The organism is Enterobacter bugandensis (assembly GCF_900324475.1).
Taxonomy (GTDB): Bacteria; Pseudomonadota; Gammaproteobacteria; order Enterobacterales; family Enterobacteriaceae; genus Enterobacter; species Enterobacter bugandensis.
Genome location: NZ_LT992502.1, coordinates 1390297 through 1413082, shown reverse-complemented (window position 1 = coordinate 1413082; position 22786 = coordinate 1390297). Strand labels below are relative to the sequence as shown.

At 54.5% G+C, this 22786-nt stretch carries 21 protein-coding genes, 5 tRNA genes and 1 other RNA gene; 3 read left to right on the top strand and 24 right to left on the bottom strand.

From position 1 onward, the window contains the following. Positions 1–19: 19 nt before the first annotated feature. Together DG357_RS06845 and zitB are read left to right on the top strand one after the other, a co-directional pair. Positions 20–400 (top strand): protein YbgS, encoded by a 381-nt coding sequence (locus DG357_RS06845; RefSeq protein WP_045259933.1) that lies wholly within the window; start codon positions 20–22, stop codon positions 398–400. A gap of 105 nt (positions 401–505) precedes the next feature. Beyond that, complete coding sequence (gene zitB, locus DG357_RS06840; RefSeq protein ID WP_088204412.1) at positions 506–1441, top strand: CDF family zinc transporter ZitB; 936 nt, start codon at positions 506–508, stop codon at positions 1439–1441. Here zitB and pnuC read toward each other — a convergent pair. The 21 genes from pnuC to mngA form a co-directional block, all read right to left on the bottom strand. Continuing rightward, a complete protein-coding gene (gene pnuC / locus DG357_RS06835) occupies positions 1438–2157 on the bottom strand; it encodes a nicotinamide riboside transporter PnuC (RefSeq protein ID WP_088204411.1) in 720 nt (239 codons plus the stop codon). The two genes, zitB and pnuC, sit on opposite strands and share 4 nt — an antisense overlap. Positions 2158–2180: 23 nt before the next feature. Further along, positions 2181–3224: a quinolinate synthase NadA gene (gene nadA, locus DG357_RS06830; protein ID WP_045259931.1), complete on the bottom strand. Its 1044-nt coding sequence runs from the start codon at positions 3222–3224 to the stop codon at positions 2181–2183. Positions 3225–3415: 191 nt separating this feature from the next. Continuing rightward, a non-coding RNA gene (locus DG357_RS06825) (RtT sRNA) lies at positions 3416–3544 on the bottom strand. Positions 3545–3570: 26 nt separating this feature from the next. Further along, a tRNA-Lys gene (locus tag DG357_RS06820) sits at positions 3571–3646 on the bottom strand. Between the two features lie 31 nt (positions 3647–3677). Further along, positions 3678–3753: transfer RNA gene (locus DG357_RS06815), tRNA-Lys, on the bottom strand. Between the two features lie 41 nt (positions 3754–3794). After that, positions 3795–3870, bottom strand: a tRNA-Lys gene (locus DG357_RS06810). A 3-nt stretch (positions 3871–3873) separates the two neighbouring features. Continuing rightward, positions 3874–3949: transfer RNA gene (locus DG357_RS06805), tRNA-Val, on the bottom strand. Between the two features lie 127 nt (positions 3950–4076). Next, a tRNA-Lys gene (locus tag DG357_RS06800) sits at positions 4077–4152 on the bottom strand. Between the two features lie 161 nt (positions 4153–4313). Continuing rightward, positions 4314–5108, bottom strand: a complete 795-nt coding sequence (gene cpoB / locus DG357_RS06795) for a cell division protein CpoB (protein WP_028012389.1) — start codon at positions 5106–5108, stop codon at positions 4314–4316. 9 nt (positions 5109–5117) lie between these two features. Next, positions 5118–5639: a peptidoglycan-associated lipoprotein Pal gene (pal, locus tag DG357_RS06790; RefSeq protein WP_003858578.1), complete on the bottom strand. Its 522-nt coding sequence runs from the start codon at positions 5637–5639 to the stop codon at positions 5118–5120. Between the two features lie 35 nt (positions 5640–5674). Beyond that, a complete protein-coding gene (tolB, locus tag DG357_RS06785) occupies positions 5675–6967 on the bottom strand; it encodes a Tol-Pal system beta propeller repeat protein TolB (protein WP_013097529.1) in 1293 nt (430 codons plus the stop codon). A gap of 134 nt (positions 6968–7101) precedes the next feature. Next, complete coding sequence (gene tolA / locus DG357_RS06780; RefSeq protein WP_028012388.1) at positions 7102–8355, bottom strand: cell envelope integrity protein TolA; 1254 nt, start codon at positions 8353–8355, stop codon at positions 7102–7104. Positions 8356–8383: 28 nt separating this feature from the next. Further along, a complete protein-coding gene (gene tolR / locus DG357_RS06775) occupies positions 8384–8812 on the bottom strand; it encodes a colicin uptake protein TolR (protein ID WP_003858589.1) in 429 nt (142 codons plus the stop codon). A 3-nt stretch (positions 8813–8815) separates the two neighbouring features. Next, on the bottom strand, positions 8816–9508 hold the full coding sequence (gene tolQ / locus DG357_RS06770) for a Tol-Pal system protein TolQ (RefSeq protein WP_008501101.1): 693 nt from the start codon (positions 9506–9508) through the stop codon (positions 8816–8818). Further along, on the bottom strand, positions 9505–9909 hold the full coding sequence (ybgC, locus tag DG357_RS06765; protein ID WP_003858593.1) for a tol-pal system-associated acyl-CoA thioesterase: 405 nt from the start codon (positions 9907–9909) through the stop codon (positions 9505–9507). Before ybgC ends, tolQ begins: the two co-directional genes overlap by 4 nt. Positions 9910–10057: 148 nt before the next feature. Beyond that, positions 10058–10348, bottom strand: coding sequence for a cyd operon protein YbgE (gene ybgE, locus DG357_RS06760; protein WP_008501100.1), 291 nt, complete (start codon positions 10346–10348; stop codon positions 10058–10060). After that, entirely contained in the window at positions 10348–10461 is a 114-nt protein-coding gene (cydX, locus tag DG357_RS06755; protein ID WP_003858598.1) for a cytochrome bd-I oxidase subunit CydX, read from the bottom strand. Before cydX ends, ybgE begins: the two co-directional genes overlap by 1 nt. 14 nt (positions 10462–10475) lie before the next feature. Further along, the gene (gene cydB, locus DG357_RS06750; RefSeq protein WP_028012386.1) at positions 10476–11615 is read right to left on the bottom strand and encodes a cytochrome d ubiquinol oxidase subunit II; all 1140 of its coding nucleotides are present in this window, start codon (positions 11613–11615) and stop codon (positions 10476–10478) included. A 15-nt stretch (positions 11616–11630) separates the two neighbouring features. Further along, positions 11631–13199 carry a cytochrome ubiquinol oxidase subunit I gene (cydA, locus tag DG357_RS06745; RefSeq protein WP_045261075.1) on the bottom strand — a complete coding sequence of 523 codons (1569 nt, stop codon included), beginning with the start codon at positions 13197–13199 and terminating at the stop codon, positions 11631–11633. Positions 13200–13879: 680 nt separating this feature from the next. Continuing rightward, complete coding sequence (gene mngB / locus DG357_RS06740; RefSeq protein ID WP_088205143.1) at positions 13880–16510, bottom strand: mannosylglycerate hydrolase; 2631 nt, start codon at positions 16508–16510, stop codon at positions 13880–13882. Between the two features lie 24 nt (positions 16511–16534). Beyond that, positions 16535–18451 (bottom strand): PTS 2-O-a-mannosyl-D-glycerate transporter subunit IIABC, encoded by a 1917-nt coding sequence (gene mngA, locus DG357_RS06735; RefSeq protein ID WP_088205144.1) that lies wholly within the window; start codon positions 18449–18451, stop codon positions 16535–16537. A 171-nt stretch (positions 18452–18622) separates the two neighbouring features. Here mngA and DG357_RS06730 point away from each other — a divergent pair, with 171 nt between their 5' ends. After that, on the top strand, positions 18623–19342 hold the full coding sequence (locus DG357_RS06730; RefSeq protein WP_028012382.1) for a GntR family transcriptional regulator: 720 nt from the start codon (positions 18623–18625) through the stop codon (positions 19340–19342). An 83-nt stretch (positions 19343–19425) separates the two neighbouring features. Here DG357_RS06730 and sucD read toward each other — a convergent pair whose 3' ends face one another. The 3 genes from sucD to odhB all read right to left on the bottom strand — a co-directional run bounded on the left by sucD (position 19426) and on the right by odhB (position 22777). Next, positions 19426–20295 (bottom strand): succinate--CoA ligase subunit alpha, encoded by an 870-nt coding sequence (gene sucD, locus DG357_RS06725; RefSeq protein WP_008501094.1) that lies wholly within the window; start codon positions 20293–20295, stop codon positions 19426–19428. Continuing rightward, positions 20295–21461, bottom strand: coding sequence for an ADP-forming succinate--CoA ligase subunit beta (gene sucC, locus DG357_RS06720; protein ID WP_006809579.1), 1167 nt, complete (start codon positions 21459–21461; stop codon positions 20295–20297). Before sucC ends, sucD begins: the two co-directional genes overlap by 1 nt. A gap of 95 nt (positions 21462–21556) precedes the next feature. Next, on the bottom strand, positions 21557–22777 hold the full coding sequence (gene odhB / locus DG357_RS06715) for a 2-oxoglutarate dehydrogenase complex dihydrolipoyllysine-residue succinyltransferase (protein WP_080327873.1): 1221 nt from the start codon (positions 22775–22777) through the stop codon (positions 21557–21559). Positions 22778–22786 lie beyond the last annotated feature (9 nt).

Genomic DNA, 22786 nt, shown 5'->3' with positions numbered 1-22786 from the left:
CAAGAACAGGAGCACCATCATGAAAATGACAAAACTGACCACCCTCTTCCTGACTGCCACACTCACCCTTGCCAGCGGCAGCGTCCTGGCCGCAGAAACGGGGGCTTCAGACAGCAACGGTGATGCCAATGCGGCAGCAGCGGCAGGCCAGGTTGCGCCTGATGCGAAACAGAATATCGCCCCGAATAATGTCGATAACAGCCAAATCAATACCGGCAATACCAATACCGGCGGTACCATGCTGCATCCGAACGGTAGTGCTTCCGACACCATGAATCATGACAACATGAGCTCGGATGAGGTTCATAAGAACTCGATGTGCAAGGACGGCAAATGTCCCGATCCGAACGACAAAGTGGGTAACGACGCCAATACCAAAACTGATGGCACAACCCAGTAATTCTTGATGCTTCAAATGCGAAAGGAGAGCCCAGGCTCTCCTTTCTTTTTGGAGTAACCTGTTAAAAACGCTACACTAAAATAATAACGAATCAGGAAAGCAGACATGGCGCACACCCACTCACACCCATCTTCTCCCGGCAACGACAATGCAAAACGACTTATGCTGGCCTTTGGCGTTACGGCCACGTTTATGGTTATCGAGGTCATTGGCGGCCTGGTTTCCGGCTCGCTGGCGCTGCTGGCTGATGCCGGACATATGCTGACCGATGCCGCAGCGCTGCTTTTCGCCCTGCTGGCGGTGCAGTTTGCTCGCCGCCCGCCCAACGCGCGTCATACCTTCGGCTGGCTGAGGCTGACCACCCTTGCCGCGTTTGTTAACGCCATCGCGCTGGTGGTTATTACTGTTCTAATCGTCTGGGAGGCCGTACAGCGTTTCAGGCACCCGCAGCCCATCGCCGGGACGACAATGATGGTGATTGCCGTGGCGGGGTTGCTGGCAAATATTCTGGCGTTCTGGATTTTGCATCGCGGCAGCGGGGAAAAGAACCTCAACGTTCGCGCTGCGGCTCTGCATGTGCTGGGGGATTTGCTCGGCTCAGTCGGGGCGATTGTCGCCGCGCTGGTGATCCTCTATACCGGCTGGACGCCTGTCGACCCCATTCTCTCCGTGCTGGTATCGTGTCTGGTCTTGCGCAGCGCCTGGCGGCTACTGAAGGAGAGCGTCAATGAACTGCTGGAAGGGGCGCCGGCATCAATGGACATCGACGAGCTGAAACGAAACCTGCGCCGTACTGTCCCGGAAGTGCGTAACGTTCATCACGTGCACGTCTGGCTGGTAGGCGAGAAGCCGGTCATGACGCTGCACGTGCAGGTCATCCCGCCCCACGACCACGACGCGCTGCTTGAACGCATCCAGCACTTTCTTGAACATCACTATGAGATTGGTCACGCCACCATCCAGATGGAGTATCAGCCCTGTAGCGGGCCGGACTGCCACCTTAACGAGACGCAGCCCGACCATTCACATCATCACCACTAGCTTGAAAGCGCGTGTGAGCCACGCTCACGCGCGCTCTTGATCCACATCCGGCTGCCGTTCAGGGCAATGAAGGTCAGCAGCAGATACTCCAGCGACATGGCATAGACGCCCTGAAGGGCAAAAATCACCACGCTGATGACGTTGATGATGACCCACAGCAGCCAGTTCTCAACGTATTTACGGGTCATCAGCACCATCGCCGCGATCGACAGCACCATCATGCAGGAATCCCAGAACGGGAAGGCATCCGGCTGAAGCTCCGGCATCGTCACGTTGAGGCCAATAGCGTACATGACCGAAACGGCAACGCGGGTCAGGAACGCAAACACCGGGTTGATGTAGACGGTCATCAAACCAATTGCGACGACGCAGGCGACAAACCAGGCGATGGCTTTCGGTAAGGGCAGCCAGCGGATCTGCAGCTCAGCCTCCTGCTGGCTGTTCTGCCGGGACCAGGCGTACCAGCCGTAAATATTGGCAGCGAAGAAAAACAGCTGTAAAAGCAGGCTGGCGTACAGCTGGATCTGGAAGAAGATAATCGCAAACAGCGTGACGTTAATCAGCCCGAACGCGTAGTTGCTGATCTTCTCCAGGCTTGCCAGCCAGATACACAGCAACCCCGCCAGCGTGCCTACGGCTTCAATCCATGACAGGTCATAGCCACCTGCACCAATCGGTATATGAACCAGAATGTTTTGCGTGCTAAAAAAATCCATCTTTTCCCCAGGGCGTTTTTGAATTAAGTACGTAGTGTAGCCGCAAAATCCAGCATGCGGTTAAGCGGAATTAACGCACCTTCACGCAGAGCGGCATCCACATGAATTTCATGCGCTGCACCGCCTGTCTCGAGCCCTTCGGCAATGGCCTTCAGGCCGTTCATCGCCATCCACGGGCAATGCGCGCAGCTGCGGCACGTCGCGCCCTCACCTGCCGTTGGTGCTTCCAGCAGCTCTTTCTCCGGTACGGCCTGCTGCATCTTATAGAAGATACCGCGATCGGTCGCGACGATGAGCTGCTTGTGCGGCAGCGTCCTGGCCGCGTTGATAAGCTGGCTGGTTGAGCCAACCGCATCGGCCATATCAACAATCGACTGCGGTGATTCAGGGTGCACAAGAATGGCCGCGTCAGGATAAAGCGCCTTCATACGGGACAGCGCCTGGGTCTTGAATTCGTCGTGCACAATGCAGGCGCCCTGCCAGCAGAGAACGTCAGCGCCGGTCTGCTTCTGAACGTAATTGCCAAGATGGCGGTCCGGGGCCCAGATAATTTTCTCACCCAGGCTGTCCAGATGCTCAATCAGCTCAACGGCGATGCTCGACGTGACCACCCAGTCTGCGCGCGCTTTTACCGCCGCAGAGGTGTTGGCGTAAACGACCACGGTCCGGTCAGGATGGGCGTCGCAGAAGGCGTTGAATTCGTCAATCGGGCAGCCGAGATCAAGCGAACACTCCGCATTGAGCGTCGGCATCAGAATGGTTTTTTCCGGGCTGAGGATCTTTGCCGTTTCGCCCATAAAACGCACGCCTGCAACCAGCAGCGTGGAAGCGGGATGTTTTGCACCGAAGCGGGCCATCTCCAGTGAATCAGAAATACAGCCCCCGGTCTCTTCCGCCAGCTGCTGGATTTCCGGATCGGTGTAGTAATGGGCCACCATCACCGCATCGCGCTCTTTGAGAAGCCGTTTGATCTTCTCGCGGTAGAATTGTTTTTCATCCTGGCTTAATGGCACAGGCTTTGGCGGAAACGGATAGATTGCGGCTTCAGGATCGAACATCACGCTCATTATGGCTTCTCGTTTTACTGGCTTAACAATATTGCCTTTCTTTTGCCTGACAAAGCAAAACGCAGGGCAATTGTGTTTTATATACTAAACAAGATAGCGAATCTGGAGTGAAAAGTCACCGGGAATAGATGGGCGAAGCATTTGTTGTACGGCAGATAGCAAAAAGGCGCCTTTAGGGCGCCTTTCTACACTGGTGGGTCGTGCAGGATGACTCGCTTCGCTCGCCCTTCGGGCCGTCGCCGTAAACGGCTCCGGTGCCTCACTACGTTCGGCTCGAACCTGCTGCAGGTTCGAATCATCCAGATCGCAGATAGCAAAAAAGCGCCTTTAGGGCGCTTTTTTACATTGGTGGGTCGTGCAGGATTCGAACCTGCGACCAATTGATTAAAAGTCAACTGCTCTACCAACTGAGCTAACGACCCCTTGCGGGATGTACTGCAAATTTATTCAGGCTGGTGGGTCGTGCAGGATTCGAACCTGCGACCAATTGATTAAAAGTCAACTGCTCTACCAACTGAGCTAACGACCCATTCGGGTGTTGCCTGAATTATCACTCGGCACCAATAAAATTGGTGGGTCGTGCAGGATTCGAACCTGCGACCAATTGATTAAAAGTCAACTGCTCTACCAACTGAGCTAACGACCCGAGTGGTGGGTGATGACGGGCTCGAACCGCCGACCCCCTCCGTGTAAAGGAGATGCTCTACCAACTGAGCTAATCACCCACTCTGTACTGCCGGAACTGCGTTAAGTGGTGGGTCGTGCAGGATGACTCGGCTTCGCCTCGCCCTACGGGCCGTTGCTGACGCAACGTTATCCTTCACGTTTTACTACTAATTCCACCTGACTTATTGGTGGGTCGTGCAGGATTCGAACCTGCGACCAATTGATTAAAAGTCAACTGCTCTACCAACTGAGCTAACGACCCACTTTTATGCTGCTTTCACGTTGTTTGATATCCCGTGGCAACGGCGGCATATATTACTGATTTAAGAATTCTGCGCAACAAAAATTTCGATGAAGATCACTTAACTGCTTAGTAATCATGCTGCACGACCAGAAATAACGCGATTTCTGGTCATGCGATAATCATCCCATCGAATTCAGGCGTTTTTGCGCCTGCTTAGCACCTTCGGTGCCCGGGAATTTTGCGACCACCTGCTGATAAACCGCTTTGGCTTTCGCCGTGTCGCCTTTGTCCTGCATGATCACGCCAACCTTAAACATCGCATCTGGCGCTTTCGGCGATTTCGGGTAATTTTTTACCACGGAGGCAAAATAAAACGCCGCATCGTCCTTTTTACCCTTGTTGTAATTCAACTGACCGAGCCAGTAATTCGCATTTGGCTGATAGGTTGAGTCAGGGTATTTCTTGATAAAGTTCTGAAACGCAGCGAGCGCGTCATCCTGACGAGATTTATCCTGCACCAGGGCAATGGCCGCATTGTAATCCGTATTCGCGTCACCGCTCTGTACAGGCGCTCCTGTTGAGGCTGAAGCATCAGCAGACGGCGCAGGCGCTGAGGTTGCCGCGCCGCTTTGATCGCCCGCTGCGGGTTGTGCTGCTGCACCGCCGCTGCTGAGGCTATCTATCTGCAATAAAATTTGCTTCTGACGTTCCACAACCTGGTTAAGCTGATACTGACTTTCCTGAATCTGACCACGGAGAGAGTCAATATCGTTTTGGTTATCGGAAAGTTGCTGCTGGAGTTGGGTTAAAAGCTGACTGTGAGCGTTAGAAATACGCTCGAGCTGAGTGACCCGGTCTTCTACCGAGCCTGAGCCGACACTACTGATTGGTGCCTGAGCAAAAGCGGCCCAGGGGGCCGCTATTCCAACCAGTAACGACAGACTCAACAGATGATGTCTGAAGTTACTGCTCATGCAATTCTCTTAGTAAACCAGTACGGCACGACGGTTTTTGGAGTAAGCCGCTTCGTCGTGACCCAGTACTGCAGGTTTTTCTTTACCGTAAGAAACGATGGAGATCTGGTCAGCAGAAACGCCTTTACCCTGCAGGTACATCTTAACGGCGTTAGCACGACGTTCACCCAGGGAGATGTTGTACTCTGGAGTACCACGTTCGTCCGCGTGACCTTCTACGGTGACTTTGTAAGATGGGTTGCTACGCAGGAAGTTAGCGTGAGCATCCAGCATCGCAGCGAAGTCAGAACGGATGTCGTATTTATCCAGATCGAAGTAAACGATGTTGTTCTGCTGCAGCTGCTGCATCTGAAGACGCGCTTGCTCTTCAGAAGACATGTTGCCATTGCCGTTCGCGTCCATACCGGTACCGGCACCCATCATGCCTTCGCCGCTCTGGTCATTGCTGGCGTTCTTGTTAGAAGAACACGCTGCGATTGCCATTACAGGCAGAGCGATCATCAGCCCCTTCAGCACTTTGTTCAGTTGCATTTCTATGATTCCTTTAGTAATCAATTAATTATTATTTACAGATACGGCGACCAGGCAGGTGATTTTACCTGTCCATCAGTGGCCGGAATACGCGCTTTGAAACGCCCATCTGTAGAAACCAGATTCAGCACAGATCCCATCCCCTGAGAAGAGCTGTAGATTACCATAGTGCCGTTAGGTGCCAGACTTGGCGTTTCATCCAGGAACGTTGACGACAGAACTTGAACGCCACCCGCTACCAGATCTTGTTTGGCAATGTGCTGCTGCCCACCGTTGGAGCTGACCATTACCATGAATTTACCGTCGCTGCTCACGTCTGCGTTCTGGTTCTGAGAGCCTTCCCAGGTGATACGCTGCGGAGCACCGCCGTTAATGTTCACTTTATAGATTTGTGGACGGCCTGCCTGGTCAGAGGTAAATGCCAGGTTTTGGCTGTCCGGGAACCATGATGGTTCAGTATTGTTGCTGCGACCGTCGGTCACCTGACGGATCTGGCCAGAGCCAATGTCCATCACGTACAGATTCAGGCTACCGGTTTTAGAAAGCGCAAACGCCAGTTTAGACCCATCTGGAGAGAAGGAAGGCGCACCGTTGTGACGTGGGAACGACGCTACCTGACGCACCGCACCGTTAGCCAGCGTCTGGATAACCAGCGCAGAACGACCACTTTCGAAGGTCACGTAGGCCAGCTTAGACCCGTCCGGAGACCAGGCTGGAGACATTAGCGGCTGTGAAGAGCGTTTCACCAGGAACTGGTTGTAACCGTCGTAGTCAGAGACGCGCAGCTCGTACGGGAACTGACCGCCGTTGGTCTGTACCACATATGCGATACGGGTACGGAACGCACCTTTAATACCGGTCAGCTTTTCGAATACCGCGTCGCTGGCCGCGTGTGCCGCGTAGCGCAGGTACTGTTTAGTGACCTTGTAAGAGTTCTGTGCCAGAACGGTACCCGGTGCACCGCCGGTATCTACCAGCTGCCAGGCCACGTTGTAAGAACCGTCCGGGTTAGGCGTAACCTGCCCCACCACCACGGCATCGATACCCAGCGCAGACCATGCAGCAGGCTGGACTTCCTGCGCACTGCCCGGCTGCTGCGGCAGACGAGAACGATCTAACGGGTTGAATTTACCGCTGTTACGCAGGTCAGCCGCCACGATGCCACCGGCATCTTCAGGTGCAGCGCCAGGACCGGCCCACTGGAACGGAACAACACCGATTGGGCGTGCCGAGTCCACCCCCTGGGTGATCTCGATACGTACTTCTGCGTGCAGGACTGCTGCCCACAGCATTAAAAAACTAAATGCTACACGTAATGCCTGCTTCATCATATCTCCCTTATCCGGGTAACCTTACCCACGATAATTTAGCAGAATGTTAACAAACTCAAATAGACAAAACTACCCGAACCCTGTGACTAAACCTGGTCTATTTTTCCCCGTTTGCACGGGGAAAATGTAACTTAAGGTTTGAAGTCCAGCGGCGCATTTTTGAAGACTTCGTAGACTGCCTGAGAAGGCGGTTTAGGCATCTTCGCCTGACGCGCTGCAGCCAGAGCCGCAGTACATAAAGCCGGGTCGCCACCTTCAGACTTAATATCAAGCAGCATGCCGTCCGGAGCCAGTTTTATACGCAGCGTACACGTTTTACCGGCATAGGAAGACGCATCGTAGAACCGGCTTTCAATCGCCGATTTAATCTGCGCGGCATAGCCGTTGATTTCAGCCCCTGTCGCACCGTTACTCTTAGTGTTACCACTTCCGGTCGGCGCTGCGTTGTTTCCTTTCGCACCACCGCCCGTTTTCGGTGCATTCTTACCGGAGCTTAAATCCCCCAGCAGATCGTCAACCCCTGCGGCGGCCGCGGCTTTTTCAGCGGCAGCAGCCTTTTTAGCAGCCGCTTTTTCAGCAGCGGCTTTCTTATCGGCAGCGGCCTTCTCAGCTGCAGCTTTTTTATCAGCAGCGGCTTTTTCAGCGGCGGCAGCTTTTTCGGCAGCAGCCTTCTCAGCCGCAGCGGCTTTCTTCGCAGCCTCGGCAGCCGCTTTCTTCTCTGCGTCCTGAGCGGCTTTCTTCGCGGCTTCGGCTTCAGCTTTCTTCTGTGCGTCAGCAGCGGCTTTTTTCGCGGCTTCCGCTTCGGCTTTCTTCTGGGCATCCGCAGCGGCTTTCTTCGCGGCTTCGGCCTCAGCTTTCTTCTGGGCATCGGCAGCCGCTTTCTTCGCCGCTTCTGCCGCTAATTTTGCCTGGGCATCAGCCTGCGCTTTGGCATCCGCTGCGGCTTTTGCTGCCGCCTCTTCCGCCTGCTTTTGCTGTTCCTGCGCTTTCTTCGCGGCCTCTTCGGCTTGCTTCTGCTGTTCCGCCTGCGCTTTCGCGGCTTCCTGCGCCTGCAAACGTTCTTTCTCAAGCTGCTTCAAACGCTCCTGCTCGGCGGCTTGCTTTTCACGCAGCTCTTCCGCCTGCTGTTGCGCCTGTTTTTCACGCTGCTCTTCAGCCCGTTTGGCACTCGCCTTCTGCTGTTGTTCGCGATTATAGTTTTGCACTACCGCACCGGGATCCACCATTACGGCGTCAATGGAAGACCCTCCACCGCCGCCTGCTGATGCATCAATATGCTCGTCGAACGAACTCCAGATCAGCGCTGCAAAAAGAATAACGTGCAGCACTGCGGAGACGATTATCGCTCGCTTAAGCTTGTCGTTCTGTTCGGTTGCCTTTGACACTATCGGTTCCCAAAAACTACGCGGATGATCAAATAGGTTGAGTCATTAAGCCAACAGACTTAACACCCGCACTATGTAGCAAGTTCAGCGCTTTAATAATTTCATCGTAGGGTACGTCTTTCGCGCCACCGATTAAGAAGACCGTTTTCGGATTTGACTCCAGGCGACGCTGCGCTTCGGCAATAACCTGCTCAGGTGGCAGCTGATCCATACGATCTTTCTCTACCACCACGCTGTACTGCCCTACGCCGGAAACTTCAATGATGACCGGAGGATCGTCATTGGTGCTCACCGCCTGTGATTCTGTCGCATCCGGCAGATCGACTTCCACACTCTGGGTAATGATGGGCGCTGTTGCCATGAAGATCAGCAGCAGTACCAGCAGAACGTCCAGCAGTGGCACGATATTGATTTCGGACTTGAGCTCGCGACGACCTCGTCCACGCGATCTGGCCATGGTTTACCCCTTGTTGCTCTCGGTGCTGGTAAACGCCTGACGGTGCAGAATCGCAGTGAACTCTTCCATAAAGTTGTCGTAGTTCAGTTCCAGTTTGTTCACGCGCTGGTTCAGACGGTTGTAAGCCATTACCGCCGGAATTGCCGCAAACAGACCGATAGCGGTCGCAATCAGTGCTTCAGCGATACCCGGTGCAACCATCTGCAACGTCGCCTGCTTCACCGCGCCCAGCGCGATAAAGGCGTGCATGATCCCCCACACGGTACCAAACAGACCGATATACGGGCTGATAGAACCCACGGTGCCGAGGAAAGGAATGTGCGTTTCAAGATTTTCCAGCTCGCGGTTCATGGAGATACGCATCGCACGCGATGCCCCTTCCACGACGGCTTCCGGCGCATGATTGTTTGCCCGATGCAGACGAGCGAACTCTTTGAATCCGCTATAGAAAATTTGTTCGGAGCCGGTCAGGTTTTCACGGCGTCCCTGGCTCTCCTGATACAGGCGAGAAAGTTCAATACCCGACCAGAACTTATCTTCAAATGCTTCCGCTTCACGGCCAGCTGCATTGAGGATACGCGTTCTCTGGATAATGATGGCCCAGGACGCGATTGAAAAACCAATCAAAATCAACATGATAAGTTTAACCAGAAGGCTTGCCTTCAGGAACAAATCAAGGATATTCATGTCAGTCACTGCTTAAACTCCGCGACAATAGACTTAGGAAGCGCACGAGGCTTCATTATGGTTGGATCAACACAAACAATCAGTACTTCAGCTGAGTTCAGTACGGTGTTCTCTGCGTTGACTATCCGCTGCGTGAAAACCAGTGAGGTCCCGCGCATTGATGTAATTTCAGTTTGGACTTCGAGCATATCGTCGAGTCTGGCAGGCGCAAAATACTCAAGCGTCATCTTGCGTACCACGAAGGCAACTCGCTCAGCCAACAGCACCTGTTGACTAAAGTGATGATGGCGCAGCATCTCTGTGCGTGCCCGTTCATAAAAAGCAACGTAGCTGGCGTGGTAAACCACACCACCGGCATCGGTATCTTCGTAATAGACACGAACCGGCCATCGAAACAGCGTTGTATTCACTTTACATCCCAGTAATGCAACAAAAGTTAGAGCTTTTAAACTTCGCTACTATACGCGCGGGGAAGATGGTTTGGAATGGGGGAAAGTAAACGGAGAGTAAATTTTTATGGGCTCGGGTAAGCCCATAACGTTAACGGACATTTCTTATTCAGAAGAAGAAGAAAATCAAACCGGCGAGAAGCACCAGATCGGCAATCAGCGGGCAAAAAATTCCCTGCCAGTGAACGGCTTTCGGACGAAAGCCCACGCCGTGGATCACCCCGGCACACACTGCCCACATGATGAGGAAGCCGTGCCAGATCTCAAGCTCGCTGGTCTTTGCCGCAAAGCGCGACGGGTCCCAGAAGATACAGCCTGCCAGCAGTAATGCCATCACTAAAGAAAGCGCCCTTAACGGGCGCTTATCCATTACCGCGTAAAGCTTCGCGATAATATTCATCAGTGTTTTTCTTCACCCGCTTTGGTCGCTTCGACGTGCTCAAGCGCCAGGGCAGTGATGACACCAAAAGCACAGGCAAGAAGCGTCCCTAAAATCCATGCGAAATACCACATATTCAGCTCCTTACTTAGTACATAGAGTGGGTGTTGCTTTCGATATGTTCTTTGGTGATACGACCGAACATTTTCCAGTAACACCAGATGGTGTATGCCAGAACAATCGGAACGAACACGCAAGCAACGTAAGTCATTAAGTTCAGCGTCATATGGCTGGAGGTTGCATCCCACATGGTCAGGCTAGCATTCAGCATGGTGCTGGATGGCATGACGAATGGGAACATGGCAATACCCGCCGTCAGGATGATGCATGCCAGCGTCAGTGAAGAGAACACGAATGCCAGAGCACCTTTCTCCAGACGAGACGTCAGCACGGTCAGCAGCGGCAGCAGCACGCCCAGAGCCGGGATCGCCCACAGCGCAGGGGTATTGTTGAAGTTCACCAGCCATGCACCAGCCTGACGCGCCACTTCTTTGGTCAGCGGGTTAGACGGTGCCGAGTGGTTAATCGCAGACGTCACCACGTAGCCATCAATACCGTACACCACCCACACGCCTGCCAGAGCGAAGCAAACCAGCGTCACCAGTGCCGCCACCTGAGCAGTAGCACGGGAACGCAGGTGCAGTTCACCCACAGTACGCATCTGCAGGTAAGTTGCGCCCTGAGTGATGATCATCGCCACGCTCACCACACCGGCCAGCAGGCCAAACGGATTCAGCAACTGGAAGAAGTTGCCGGTGTAGTAAAGACGCATGTATTCATCGAGGTGGAACGGTACGCCCTGCAGCAGGTTACCGAATGCCACACCAATCACCAGCGGTGGAACGAAGCTACCAATGAAGATGCCCCAGTCCCACATGTTGCGCCAGCGGGTATCTTCAATCTTGGAACGGTAGTCGAAACCGACCGGACGGAAGAATAAAGAGGCTAGCACCAGAATCATCGCCACATAGAAGCCGGAGAACGCAGCCGCGTAGACCATCGGCCAGGCAGCGAACAGCGCGCCGCCTGCGGTGATCAGCCACACCTGGTTACCGTCCCAGTGAGGGGCGATGGAGTTAATCATGATTCGACGCTCGGTGTCATTACGACCGAGGAAACGGGTGAGCATCCCCACCCCCATGTCGAAACCATCCGTGACGGCGAAACCGATCAGCAGAACGCCAACCAGCAGCCACCAGATAAAACGCAATACTTCATAATCGATCATTTGATGACTCCTGTCTTAGCGTGCCGGCTGAGTAGTCGCAGTGGACTGCTCGTAGTGATAGCGACCGGTTTTCAGGCTGCTTGGGCCAAGGCGCGCGAACTTGAACATCAGGAACAGTTCAGCCACCAGGAACAGGGTGTACAGACCACAGATCAGCAGCATGGAGAAGATCAGGTCGCCTGCCGTCAGGGAAGAGTTCGCGACCGCCGTTGGCAGTACCTCACCAATCGCCCATGGCTGACGGCCATACTCCGCTACAAACCAGCCGGATTCAATCGCGATCCACGGCAGTGGAATACCGTACAGCGCGGTGCGCAGCAGCCATTTTTTCTCGCCGATGCGGTTACGAATCACGGACCAGAAGGACGCCGCAATGATCAGCAGCATGATGATGCCGCAGCCCACCATGATACGGAATGCGAAGTACAGTGGCGCAACGCGTGGAATCGAGTCTTTGGTCGCCATCTGAATCTGTGCTTCCGTCGCATCAGAAACGTTCGGGGTATAACGTTTCAGCAACAAACCGTAGCCCAGGTCTTTCTTCACGTCGTTAAATTGATCGCGAACGGCCTGATCGGTAGAGCCGGCACGCAGCTGTTCCAGCAGCGAGTAAGCCTTCATACCGTTACGGATACGCTCTTCGTGCTGAACCATCAGCTCCTTCAGACCCGTTACCTGCTTATCGACAGAACGGGTTGCGATGATACCCAGCGCGTAAGGGATTTGGATGGCGAAGCGGTTTTCCTGCGCGTCCTGATCGGGAATACCGAACAGCGTAAAGGCAGCAGGCGCCGGTTGGGTTTCCCATTCGGCTTCGATAGCGGCCAGTTTGGTTTTCTGCACGTCACCCATTTCGTAACCGGATTCATCACCCAGAACGATAACGGAGAGGATTGCAGCCATACCGAAGCTTGCAGCGATAGCAAAGGAGCGCTTGGCAAACGCGAAGTCACGACCGCGCAGCATATAGTAGGAGCTAATACCCAACACGAACATCGCGCCGCACACGTAGCCAGATGCCACGGTGTGAACAAATTTAACCTGAGCAACCGGGTTCAGGACCAGCTCGGCAAAGCTGACCATCTCCATACGCATGGTTTCGAAGTTGAAGTCAGACGCGATCGGGTTCTGCATCCAGCCGTTCGCCACCAGGATCCAAAGCGCGGACAGGTTCGAACCTAATGCCACCAGCCAGGTTACGGCCATGTGCTGAACTTTACCCAGACGGTCCCAACCGAAGAAGAACAGACCTACAAAGGTGGATTCGAGGAAGAAGGCCATCAGGCCTTCAATGGCCAGCGGCGCACCGAAGATATCCCCTACATAGTGGGAATAGTAAGACCAGTTAGTCCCGAACTGGAACTCCATGGTCAAACCGGTTGCCACGCCCAGCGCGAAGTTGATACCGAACAACTTGCCCCAGAACTTGGTCATATCTTTATAAATCTGTTTGCCGGAGAGGACGTAAACCGTTTCCATAATTGCCAGCAGGAACGCCATACCGAGCGTCAGCGGCACAAACAGGAAGTGGTACATCGCGGTCAAGGCAAACTGTAAGCGCGACAGTTCGACTACGTCTAACATTATGACTCCTTGCTCATCGCATGAAGACTCCGAGAGTGAACCCCGTCAGAAAGAGATTCACACGCATGCCCCAATACAAATTATTCGCATCCTGGTCGTCGTTATTACCCTGGAGAAGGATAAAAACGATGACGACAGGTTACAAATAGGTTAATAAAAAACTCAAATTGATCCCGCAAATATAATACGCTGCAAAACCCTTACAATAAACAGGTTTTTATTGAATCACATTTACGTTTTTCGACGGCGATCAATTTATAGCAAAATTACCACTTTTCGGCCATTTTGATCGGGGACAATTTAGCGCTTTTCGGCATCTTTTTCCAAGCATTAAACTTTGATTTAAATCAAAAACCGGTCTTGATGTTAATCATGTTTAGCTGCGGTGAGAATGGTAAAAACCATGTTAATGATATGTGCATGCAAAGATGCGATTGGTTATCGAAGACCAAAAAAAATATAAACAGAAGTGATTTTAATTAACGCGAGAGAAAAATGCCCTATCGAAGCGGGACAAACAATAAGCGTAGCTGGGCCAGTTTATTTTTCCATTCTGTTTTTGCAACTCTTAGAAATTACATTTAATTTACTTTTATTATCCCGGAAGTTAACACCGAAGCGTGACTATTTAATGAAAAAAGGCCGCAAACTCTGCGGCCTTTTGATCGTGTCAGCGGTTTTCAGGCAAGAAGAATGCTGAAGGTTCGTGACTGTCCCGGTCTGAACGCCCCGACGATGCCCTCTTCTTCACGATTGTCTATTATCCGTTCATTCATGTCCGTTTCGCAGCACCGTTTCACGGTCGGACCCACGGATAACGTCGCGTCACATGCGCTGGACTCGGAAGGGTTGAACAGACGAAGAATGAGCTCGTCTCGATCTTCAGCCTTTTTGAGCGTACTGAGCACGCATCCCGAGGGCGAAAGCGCCAGCAGGCTGTAACTTTCCGGCGTGGTAAACGACGAGCGATTAAGCTTCATCGCGTCCCAGGGAATTTTGTTATAGCACTGCACCGGCGTTAACCACGATTTAGCCTGCTGCGCGACGCCCGCGTTTTCCGGCGTACCACTGAAGCTGAAAAGGCTAAAGCGACAGCTTAACGAACCGCGCACCTGGGAGTCAGGAACAGGCATTTTGATTCCTGAAGGCCTACCGGGGCGCAACAGCAAATCTTCTTTCCCGAGTAACCCCACGCCGCGCAGCAGGGTCAGGGCAAAGGCTTTTTTATTCTCGCCTACTACTTCAAACTCGCGTAGTCCTTCGGTGAACAGCGCAAGCCCGTTTCGTTTTTCCTGCAGGACGGCATAGTTGAGTAAATTCCAGACGGGAACCGGCGCTTCTTTCCACCCCTCCTCCTGCCAGTTTTCCATCGCCGCATCCTGCACCGGACGAGTGAGGGTGCCAAACTGCGTATCCGCTAACACGCCCTGGGTTGTAAACGGCGTTGGGATCAGCACGCGAACGCGGTGGTCGTCAGCCTGATTATCCAGACGCACCGCCACATCAATACGTCTGCTGTGGTGGCTAAGCGTGATTTCAACCTCAGCGCCGAGAGACCCGTTTCGCTGACCCGCCGCGCGTTCGGCCAGATTAGCCGGTACCGCGATCTGATGGCGAATCACCGCCCTGCTCTGCCAGCCTTCGTGTATAACCTCGACCTGATGCTCGCCCTGCGCTGAAGTGAGTCTCCACTCTTCCCGCGAAGGCGAGTAGTCGTACTCATCGCCATCATCCGAACTCTCTTCGATTTCCAGCACCCGGTCATAAATCAGCCCGGTTTCTTTGTCGCGCAGGCGCAGCGTACCGTCGTTATTTAAATCAATCTGCCAGAAGGCGTTTTCGAGCAAGGATTCGGTGTTTATCACCGGAGAGACCACCTTCCCGGCCACGTTTGGCTCGATAAACAGCGTACGGTAGCCCATCGACGGCAGTATCTGGCTGATCTGAATATCAAACTCCATAAACGGCTCATAATTACCGTAATGGACAATCTGCCGGTCAATGAGACCAGGGTCCAGCTCGCGCGCGCTGCGAATGAAATACGGGATCTCGTTGCCTTTATCATCCAACAGACGGAACTGGCTGGCGCGCAGTCGAATCGTGGTGTTCATCACCTCTTCACGCGGCCAGGGCATCAGGTTGAACATCACCAGTTTGTCGGCGTCGCTTTGCGGCATGTTGTCGACAATCTTGCGCATATAGAAACGCACCAGGTTATCTGCCATGTCTTCAGCCAGTTCAAAACGAGAGACAATCTCACGATGCACCTTGTCGCTGCAGCAGCAGCCGATGCTGTCGTGAGCGTGGTTTTTAAGGATCTCTTTCCACATCTTCTCCAGCAGGCCGTGGTGATAATCGAAGCCCAGCGTCCATGCAAGCGTCGCCAGCGGTTCGAGGATGTTGACAATTTTGTTCTCAATACGCGCATGGGCAATTTTGATATCCATGCGCGTGGAGCCGATTGTCCGGTGCACGCGCATGTATTTCCCGTCGATAAACTCCCCTTTCAGGGTCGCCAGTTCATCGCGGCGTGCCTCAATGTGGTCAAACACCTCTTCAAAGCGGCTCATTACAAATTGACGCTGCGGATAGATTTCACGCAGCTTATCCATCACGGAGAAAATGTTCTGCTGCAGCGGCATCTGATCGTGACCGTTGGGCAGCAAAATCTCTTTGGTGACGGAGGCCTTTTCCAGAACGTCGAAATAGCTGTCGAGCCGTTTTCGCAGGCCGGCTTCGTCCTCCGGTAAGTACTTACCAATCGCGTAGCCCAGCGGCAGCACCTGCGCCGTGACTTCACTGCCGTCCTGGCTCTGCCAGAGAAATTCGGTTTTATCGGTCCCGTGTCGTTCCGAGCAGCCGCGCCAGAACATCGTCCGGGTAATGCCAAATCCGTTATAGATATGCGGAAGCTGGCCGGACATACCAAACGAATCCGGCAGATAGCCGATCTTCATCGGCTCGCCGAACGCCATACAGTCCCGGATGCCGTACATCAGGTTGCGGACAATCGACTCGCCGCTGACAATCGTGGTATCGGTCTGGGTATACCAGGGGCCGATAATCAGTTTTCCGCGCTCCACAAGCGCCTTTACCCGTGCGCGGTTTTCGGGCACGACGGCAAAATAATCTTCCAGCACCGCCGTCTGGCCATCAAGGACGTAATATTTATACTCGTCGTCCTGCTCCAGGCGGGTCAGGATCTCTTCCATATTATTGACCAGAAGAATGCGCGACTCTTCAGTGGTGAAGTACCACTCACGGTCCCAGTGCATATGCGGCGTGATATGAACGCGAGATACAGCTTTCATCTTCGTTTCCTGTTTTGTGAGTTTTTACGGTATGGCGTCTTCTGTGAGGTACTTGCCCTTTTTTACCGCCTGGCGTCGCCAGAGCAGCAGAACAAACGTGGAGACAGCGGTCCCCGCCAGCGCCGCGCCAAACCAGCCCGCCGCCGCAACCACACCGCCCAACCCGGCATCGTGAAGTAAAAAGAGAGAGAAAATCCCGGCCCCCGGGGTAGACAACCCGATCCCCATCGCACCGACAGCCGCGCCTGTTACCATGGAGCCGAGCACAAATGAGCCAATGACGCGAAGCGGATCTTCAATCGCCATCGGGATCGCCCCTTCGGTAATGCCCGCCAGGCCGAGCAGCCACGTTGATTTACCGGTTTCAATTTCAAACGGTTTAAACAGCTTCGGCGCCAGCATCGTCGACGCTGTCACGGTAAAGGCCGATACCATTTTGACGGAGGCAAAGATTGCGTAAGGACCATAAACGCCGTTCGCCATCGCCCCCAGGCAAAACGCGTAAGAGGCTTTGTTGACCGGGCCACCCAAATCGAATGAGCACATAAACCCGAGGATTGCCCCCAGAAGCAGCGCATTCGCGCCGGAGAGTCCGTTAAGCCAGACGGTGAGCGTGTTATTGAGCCAGGCCACCGGTTCGCCAATCACAAACAGCATCAGGCTGCCCGCGCCCAGCACGCCAATTACCGGATAGAGATAAAAGGTCAGAAAGCCGTTGTAGCGGCTACTGAGCCGGATGTGGTTTTTCACCCAGCGCATCAGATAGCCCGCGATCAGCCCACCGACGATAGCGCCCAGAAAACCGGAGCCGATCATATTGGCAGCAAGACCGGCCGCAAAGCCCGGCGTCAGCGCAGGTTTATCCGCCAGCGAATACGCGGTATAGGCCGCCAGAACAGGTACCATCAGAATGCCGAGCATGCCGCCGCCAAGCTTGCGGTACATCCACAGCCACGAGTTTTCCTGGTCAAACAGGTGCTGCAGACCCAGGATTTGCGCCAGCAGTACCGACACGGCCAGCACCGTACCGCCAGCGACGATCAGCGGCACCGCAAAAGAGATACCGCTGAGAAGTGCCTGCTTGAGTTCAGTTTTAACGCTCTTTTTCGTTTCGGTATCGACATGCGCAGGACGCGCATCGGATGCAGGCTGCAGCGCCAGCGCGCGCTCAATAAGCGCTTCAGCATGGCGCAGAGGCTCCGCGACGGGCACAGAGATGGCGGGGATCCCCTGAAAACGCTCGCTCTCTTTGATCGCCACTTCTGCGGCAAAAATGCACGCTTTGGCCTCACGAAGCTGCTGCGCGGTGATGCGCCCCTCAATGCCGTTCGCCCCCTGCTTTTCGACCACCACGTTGACGCCAAGCTTGCGTCCCGCTTTTTCCAGGTACTCTGCGGCCATATAGGTATGCGCGATCCCGGCCGGACAGGCGGTCACGCAGACGATTGTCGGGGCATTCAGCGCGACGGCTGCCTCTTCCGTGTCAGGGGCAGCTTCAAGCGCAGCAAGCACGTCTTCCGCCGTGGTAGCAGCCATCACGCGCGCCCTGAGATCGTCATCCGCCAGGCGAGACGTCAGCTCCGTCAGCACCTGAATATGGGTCGAACCCGCTTCTGCTGGCGGAATGGCGAGCAGAAAAACCAGCTCAACCTCTTCCGGCCCGTCCACGCCTTCCCATGCAAGCGGTTCTCGCAAAGTTGCCACGGCAAAAGCCGCCTCCTTCACGACGGCTGATTTACCGTGAGGAACGGCCAGTCCTTCACCCAGCGCGGTCGGCCCAAGCGATTCCCGATGAAACACCTCCTCCAGAAACGCATCGGCATCAGCGATTTTGCCCAGCGCCACCAGCCGCGCCGTAAGCTGACGGATTGCCTCATCCCGGCGGGTAAATTGCGCCTTAACGCAAACAGCACGCGGATCGGTCAGAGTCGTCAGGTTCATAAAGATCCTCACCTATACAGAGTTATTGTCTGGGGAGGATTCTGGCAGACCTGATAATACATTTATGTGATCACTTTCACTAAAAGCCAAATTTGTATTTTAATTGTATTATTTACAAATCATCAGTTGAATGCATAATTCCCTGAAAAGGTATTAAGCAGGCGCGATAAAATGGGCAACAAACCGATGTACCGGCAGATAGCCGATGCGTTCCGCGAGAAAATCAACGCCGGGGAATTAAAACCCGGAGACGCGCTGCCGACGGAGTCCAGTCTTCAGGAGGCGTTTCGCGTCAGCCGCGTCACCGTGCGGCAGGCCCTGAAACTGCTCGCCGATGAGCAGATCATCGAAAGTATTCAGGGCAGCGGCTCTTATGTAAAAAAAGAGGAGCGCGTTAATTACGATATTTATCAGCTCACCGGCTTTTACGAAAAGCTGGCGGATCGTCATGTCGATACGCACAGTGATGTCAAAATCTTTGAAGTGGTGAAAGCCGATGCGCGGCTGGCGGCAACATTAGCGGTTGGCGTGGAAGATAAGGTCTGGCACGTTAAGCGCGTGCGTTTCATCAAGCAGAAGCCGGTGAACCTGGAGGAGACATGGATGCCGCTGGCCATGTTTCCCGACCTCACCTGGGAAGTGATGGAGAATTCGAAATATCACTACGTTGAGCAGATCAAAAAGCTGGTTATCGATCGCAGCGAGCAGGAGCTGATGCCGATCATGCCGTCAGAGGAGGCGATCGCCGCGCTGTCGCTCGATCCGGCAAAGCCGATCCTGGAAAAAGTCTCCCGCGGGTTCCTGAAAGACGGACGGGTGTTTGAATACAGCCGCAACGTGTTCAATACCGACGACTACAAGTTCACTCTCGTCGCCAGACGCAGGCAATAAAAAAGGCCGCTTTACAGCGGCCAACCATGTCGAAACGGACATTTTTATACTTCATCGCTCCCCGTTCGGGGAGCAGAGAGGACTTACTTAATGATGGATTTCAGTGCTTCGCCGATATCCGCCAGGCTGCGAACGGTCTTCACGCCTGCGGCTTCCAGCGCAGCAAACTTCTCATCAGCCGTACCTTTACCACCGGCGATGATCGCGCCCGCGTGGCCCATACGCTTGCCTTTCGGCGCGGTCACGCCCGCGATGTAGCCCACGACTGGCTTGGTCACGTGTTCTTTGATATAAGCAGCCGCTTCTTCTTCCGCGCTACCGCCGATCTCACCGATCATCACGATCGCTTCGGTCTGCGGATCTTCCTGGAACAGCTTCAGGATGTCGATGAAGTTAGATCCCGGGATTGGGTCACCGCCGATGCCCACGCAGGTGGACTGGCCGAAGCCGTAGTCGGTGGTCTGCTTAACCGCTTCATAGGTCAGGGTACCAGAACGGGAAACGATGCCCACTTTGCCCGGCTTGTGAATGTGGCCAGGCATGATGCCGATTTTGCATTCGCCCGGAGTGATCACGCCTGGGCAGTTCGGGCCGATCATGCGCACGCCTGCTTCGTCCAGCTTCACCTTCACGGTCAGCATATCCAGGGTCGGGATGCCTTCGGTGATGGTGATGATCAGCTTGATGCCTGCGTCGATCGCTTCCAGAATGGAGTCTTTGCAGAACGGTGCCGGAACGTAGATCACGGTCGCGGTTGCGCCCGTCGCTTCTACCGCTTCACGCACGGTGTTGAACACCGGCAGGCCCAGGTGCGTGGTGCCGCCTTTACCTGGCGTTACGCCGCCAACCATCTGCGTGCCGTAGGCAATCGCCTGTTCGGAGTGGAAAGTCCCCTGGCTACCGGTGAAGCCCTGGCAGATAACCTTGGTATCTTTATTAATTAAAACTGACATTATTTCCCCTCCACTGCGGCAACAACCTGCTGAGCTGCATCCGTCAGACTTTTCGCTGCAATAATATTCAGGCCGCTGTCAGCCAGTTTTTTCGCGCCGAGTTCAGCGTTGTTACCTTCCAGACGCACAACCACCGGAACGTTAACACCCACTTCTTCTACCGCACCGATGATGCCGTCAGCAATCAGGTCGCAACGGACGATGCCGCCGAAGATGTTAACCAGTACCGCTTTAACGTTGTCGTCAGAGAGGATGATTTTGAACGCTTCGGTTACGCGCTCTTTGGTTGCGCCACCGCCCACGTCAAGGAAGTTCGCCGGCTCACCGCCGTGCAGCTTAACGATGTCCATGGTGCCCATCGCCAGGCCCGCACCGTTAACCATGCAGCCGATGTTGCCATCCAGCGCCACGTAGTTCAGCTCCCACTGAGCAGCCTGTGCTTCACGCGGATCTTCCTGAGACTGGTCGCGCATTTCGCGCAGATCCGGCTGGCGGAACAGCGCGTTGCCGTCAGCGCCCAGCTTGCCGTCGAGGCAGATCAGGTCGCCCTGGGTGGTGATCACCAGCGGGTTGATCTCGATCAGCGCCAGATCGCGCTCAAGGAAGATAGTCGCCAGGCCCATGAAGATCTTGGTGAACTGCTGAACCAGCTTGCCTTCCAGACCCAGCTTGAACGCCAGCTCGCGACCCTGATAAGGCATTGGACCCGCCAGCGGATCGATAGCCACTTTGTGGATCAGGTGCGGGGTCTCTTCCGCCACTTTTTCAATTTCCACGCCGCCTTCGGTAGACGCCATGAACACCACGCGACGGGAGCTACGGTCAACCACCGCGCCCAGGTACAGCTCTTTCGCGATGTCGGTCGCCGCTTCGACCAGGATCTGGTTGACCGGCTGGCCGTTCGCATCTGTCTGGTAGGTCACCAGACGCTTGCCGAGCCAATGTTCAGCAAACGCACGAATCTCTTCTTTGCTCTTAACAACCTTCACACCGCCCGCTTTACCACGGCCACCAGCGTGAACCTGACATTTAACTACCCACGGGCCGGAACCGATTTTAGATGCGGCTTCTTCTGCTTCACGCGGGGTAGTACAGGCATAACCCACCGGAGCCGGTAAGCCATACCGGGCAAACAGCTGTTTGGCCTGATATTCATGTAAGTTCATGTGTTCTATCCATCCTTCAGGGTAATCGTTATCTTCAAACCTGTAGACCGGCGCAGCGTGTGCCGGTCCACGGGGCAGGTGATGCTAAATCGTTACTAGACGTCCAGCAGCAGACGCGTTGGATCTTCCAGCAGCTCTTTAATAGCTACCAGGAAGCCCACGGACTCGCGGCCGTCGATCAGGCGGTGGTCGTAAGAGAGCGCCAGGTACATCATCGGCAGGATCTCAACTTTACCGTCTACCGCCATCGGGCGATCTTTAATGGCATGCATACCCAGGATCGCGCTCTGCGGCGGGTTAATGATCGGGGTAGACATCAGCGAGCCGAATACGCCGCCGTTGGTAATGGTGAAGTTACCGCCGGTCAGATCGTCTACGGTCAGCTTGCCGTCGCGGCCTTTCACGGCCAGCTCTTTAATTTTCTTCTCGATGTCAGCCATACCCAGGGTATCCACATCACGCAGAACCGGGGTCACCAGGCCGCGTGGGGTAGAAACCGCCATGCTGACGTCGAAGTAGTTGTGGTAAACCACGTCATCGCCATCGATAGACGCGTTCACTTCCGGGTAGCGTTTCAGCGCTTCAACCACCGCCTTCACGTAGAAGGACATAAAGCCCAGACGGATACCGTGACGTTTTTCAAAAGCGTCACCGTACTGCTTACGCAGATCCATGATTGGCTTCATGTTCACTTCGTTGAAGGTGGTCAGCATCGCGGTGGAGTTTTTCGCTTCCAGCAGACGCTCGGCCACGCGCTTACGCAGGCGCGTCATCGGTACGCGTTTTTCGCTGCGGGCACCCAGAGCAGGCTGAGCTGCCGGAGCTGCCGCAGGGGCTTTCGCTTCTGCCTGAGCAGGCGCTTTCGCCAGGTGCTTGTCGATGTCTTCGCGGGTCAGGCGGCCACCCACGCCGGTGCCTTTAATGGCTGCCGGGTCAAGGCTGTGTTCAGCCAGCAGGCGACGGATCGCCGGGCTGAGGGCGTCGTTAGACTGTTCTTCCAGAGAAGCCTGCTGGCGCTGAGCCGGCGTAGAGGCTTTCTCTTCAGACTTCGCGCTGGACTCTTTGCCCGCGCTGTTGCCTTCACGCAGGCGCCCCAGGATCTGACGAGAGGTGACGGTGGTGCCTTCATCTTCCAGCACCGCGTCCAGAACGCCATCCGCCGAAGCCGGTACTTCCAGTACCACTTTGTCAGTTTCGATTTCTACCAGCACTTCATCGCGCTTAACGGCATCGCCTGGTTTTTTGTGCCAGGTAGCGACGGTCGCATCTGCTACGGATTCAGGCAGGTCGGGAACAAGAATATCTACGCTACTCATTATGTATCC

Excerpts from the sequence above, each read along its gene's own strand:
- DG357_RS06845 (WP_045259933.1), top strand. The coding sequence starts at position 20 with ATGAAAATGACAAAACTGACCACCCTCTTCCTGACTGCCACACTCACC.
- zitB (WP_088204412.1), top strand. The coding sequence starts at position 506 with ATGGCGCACACCCACTCACACCCATCTTCTCCCGGCAACGACAATGCA.
- pnuC (WP_088204411.1), bottom strand. The coding sequence starts at position 2,157 with ATGGATTTTTTTAGCACGCAAAACATTCTGGTTCATATACCGATTGGT.
- nadA (WP_045259931.1), bottom strand. The coding sequence starts at position 3,224 with ATGAGCGTGATGTTCGATCCTGAAGCCGCAATCTATCCGTTTCCGCCA.
- cpoB (WP_028012389.1), bottom strand. The coding sequence starts at position 5,108 with ATGAGCAGTAACTTCAGACATCATCTGTTGAGTCTGTCGTTACTGGTT.
- pal (WP_003858578.1), bottom strand. The coding sequence starts at position 5,639 with ATGCAACTGAACAAAGTGCTGAAGGGGCTGATGATCGCTCTGCCTGTA.
- tolB (WP_013097529.1), bottom strand. The coding sequence starts at position 6,967 with ATGAAGCAGGCATTACGTGTAGCATTTAGTTTTTTAATGCTGTGGGCA.
- tolR (WP_003858589.1), bottom strand. The coding sequence starts at position 8,812 with ATGGCCAGATCGCGTGGACGAGGTCGTCGCGAGCTCAAGTCCGAAATC.
- ybgE (WP_008501100.1), bottom strand. The coding sequence starts at position 10,348 with ATGAATATTATCGCGAAGCTTTACGCGGTAATGGATAAGCGCCCGTTA.
- cydX (WP_003858598.1), bottom strand. The coding sequence starts at position 10,461 with ATGTGGTATTTCGCATGGATTTTAGGGACGCTTCTTGCCTGTGCTTTT.
- cydB (WP_028012386.1), bottom strand. The coding sequence starts at position 11,615 with ATGATCGATTATGAAGTATTGCGTTTTATCTGGTGGCTGCTGGTTGGC.
- cydA (WP_045261075.1), bottom strand. The coding sequence starts at position 13,199 with ATGTTAGACGTAGTCGAACTGTCGCGCTTACAGTTTGCCTTGACCGCG.
- mngB (WP_088205143.1), bottom strand. The coding sequence starts at position 16,510 with ATGAAAGCTGTATCTCGCGTTCATATCACGCCGCATATGCACTGGGAC.
- mngA (WP_088205144.1), bottom strand. The coding sequence starts at position 18,451 with ATGAACCTGACGACTCTGACCGATCCGCGTGCTGTTTGCGTTAAGGCG.
- DG357_RS06730 (WP_028012382.1), top strand. The coding sequence starts at position 18,623 with ATGGGCAACAAACCGATGTACCGGCAGATAGCCGATGCGTTCCGCGAG.
- sucD (WP_008501094.1), bottom strand. The coding sequence starts at position 20,295 with ATGTCAGTTTTAATTAATAAAGATACCAAGGTTATCTGCCAGGGCTTC.
- sucC (WP_006809579.1), bottom strand. The coding sequence starts at position 21,461 with ATGAACTTACATGAATATCAGGCCAAACAGCTGTTTGCCCGGTATGGC.
- odhB (WP_080327873.1), bottom strand. The coding sequence starts at position 22,777 with ATGAGTAGCGTAGATATTCTTGTTCCCGACCTGCCTGAATCCGTAGCA.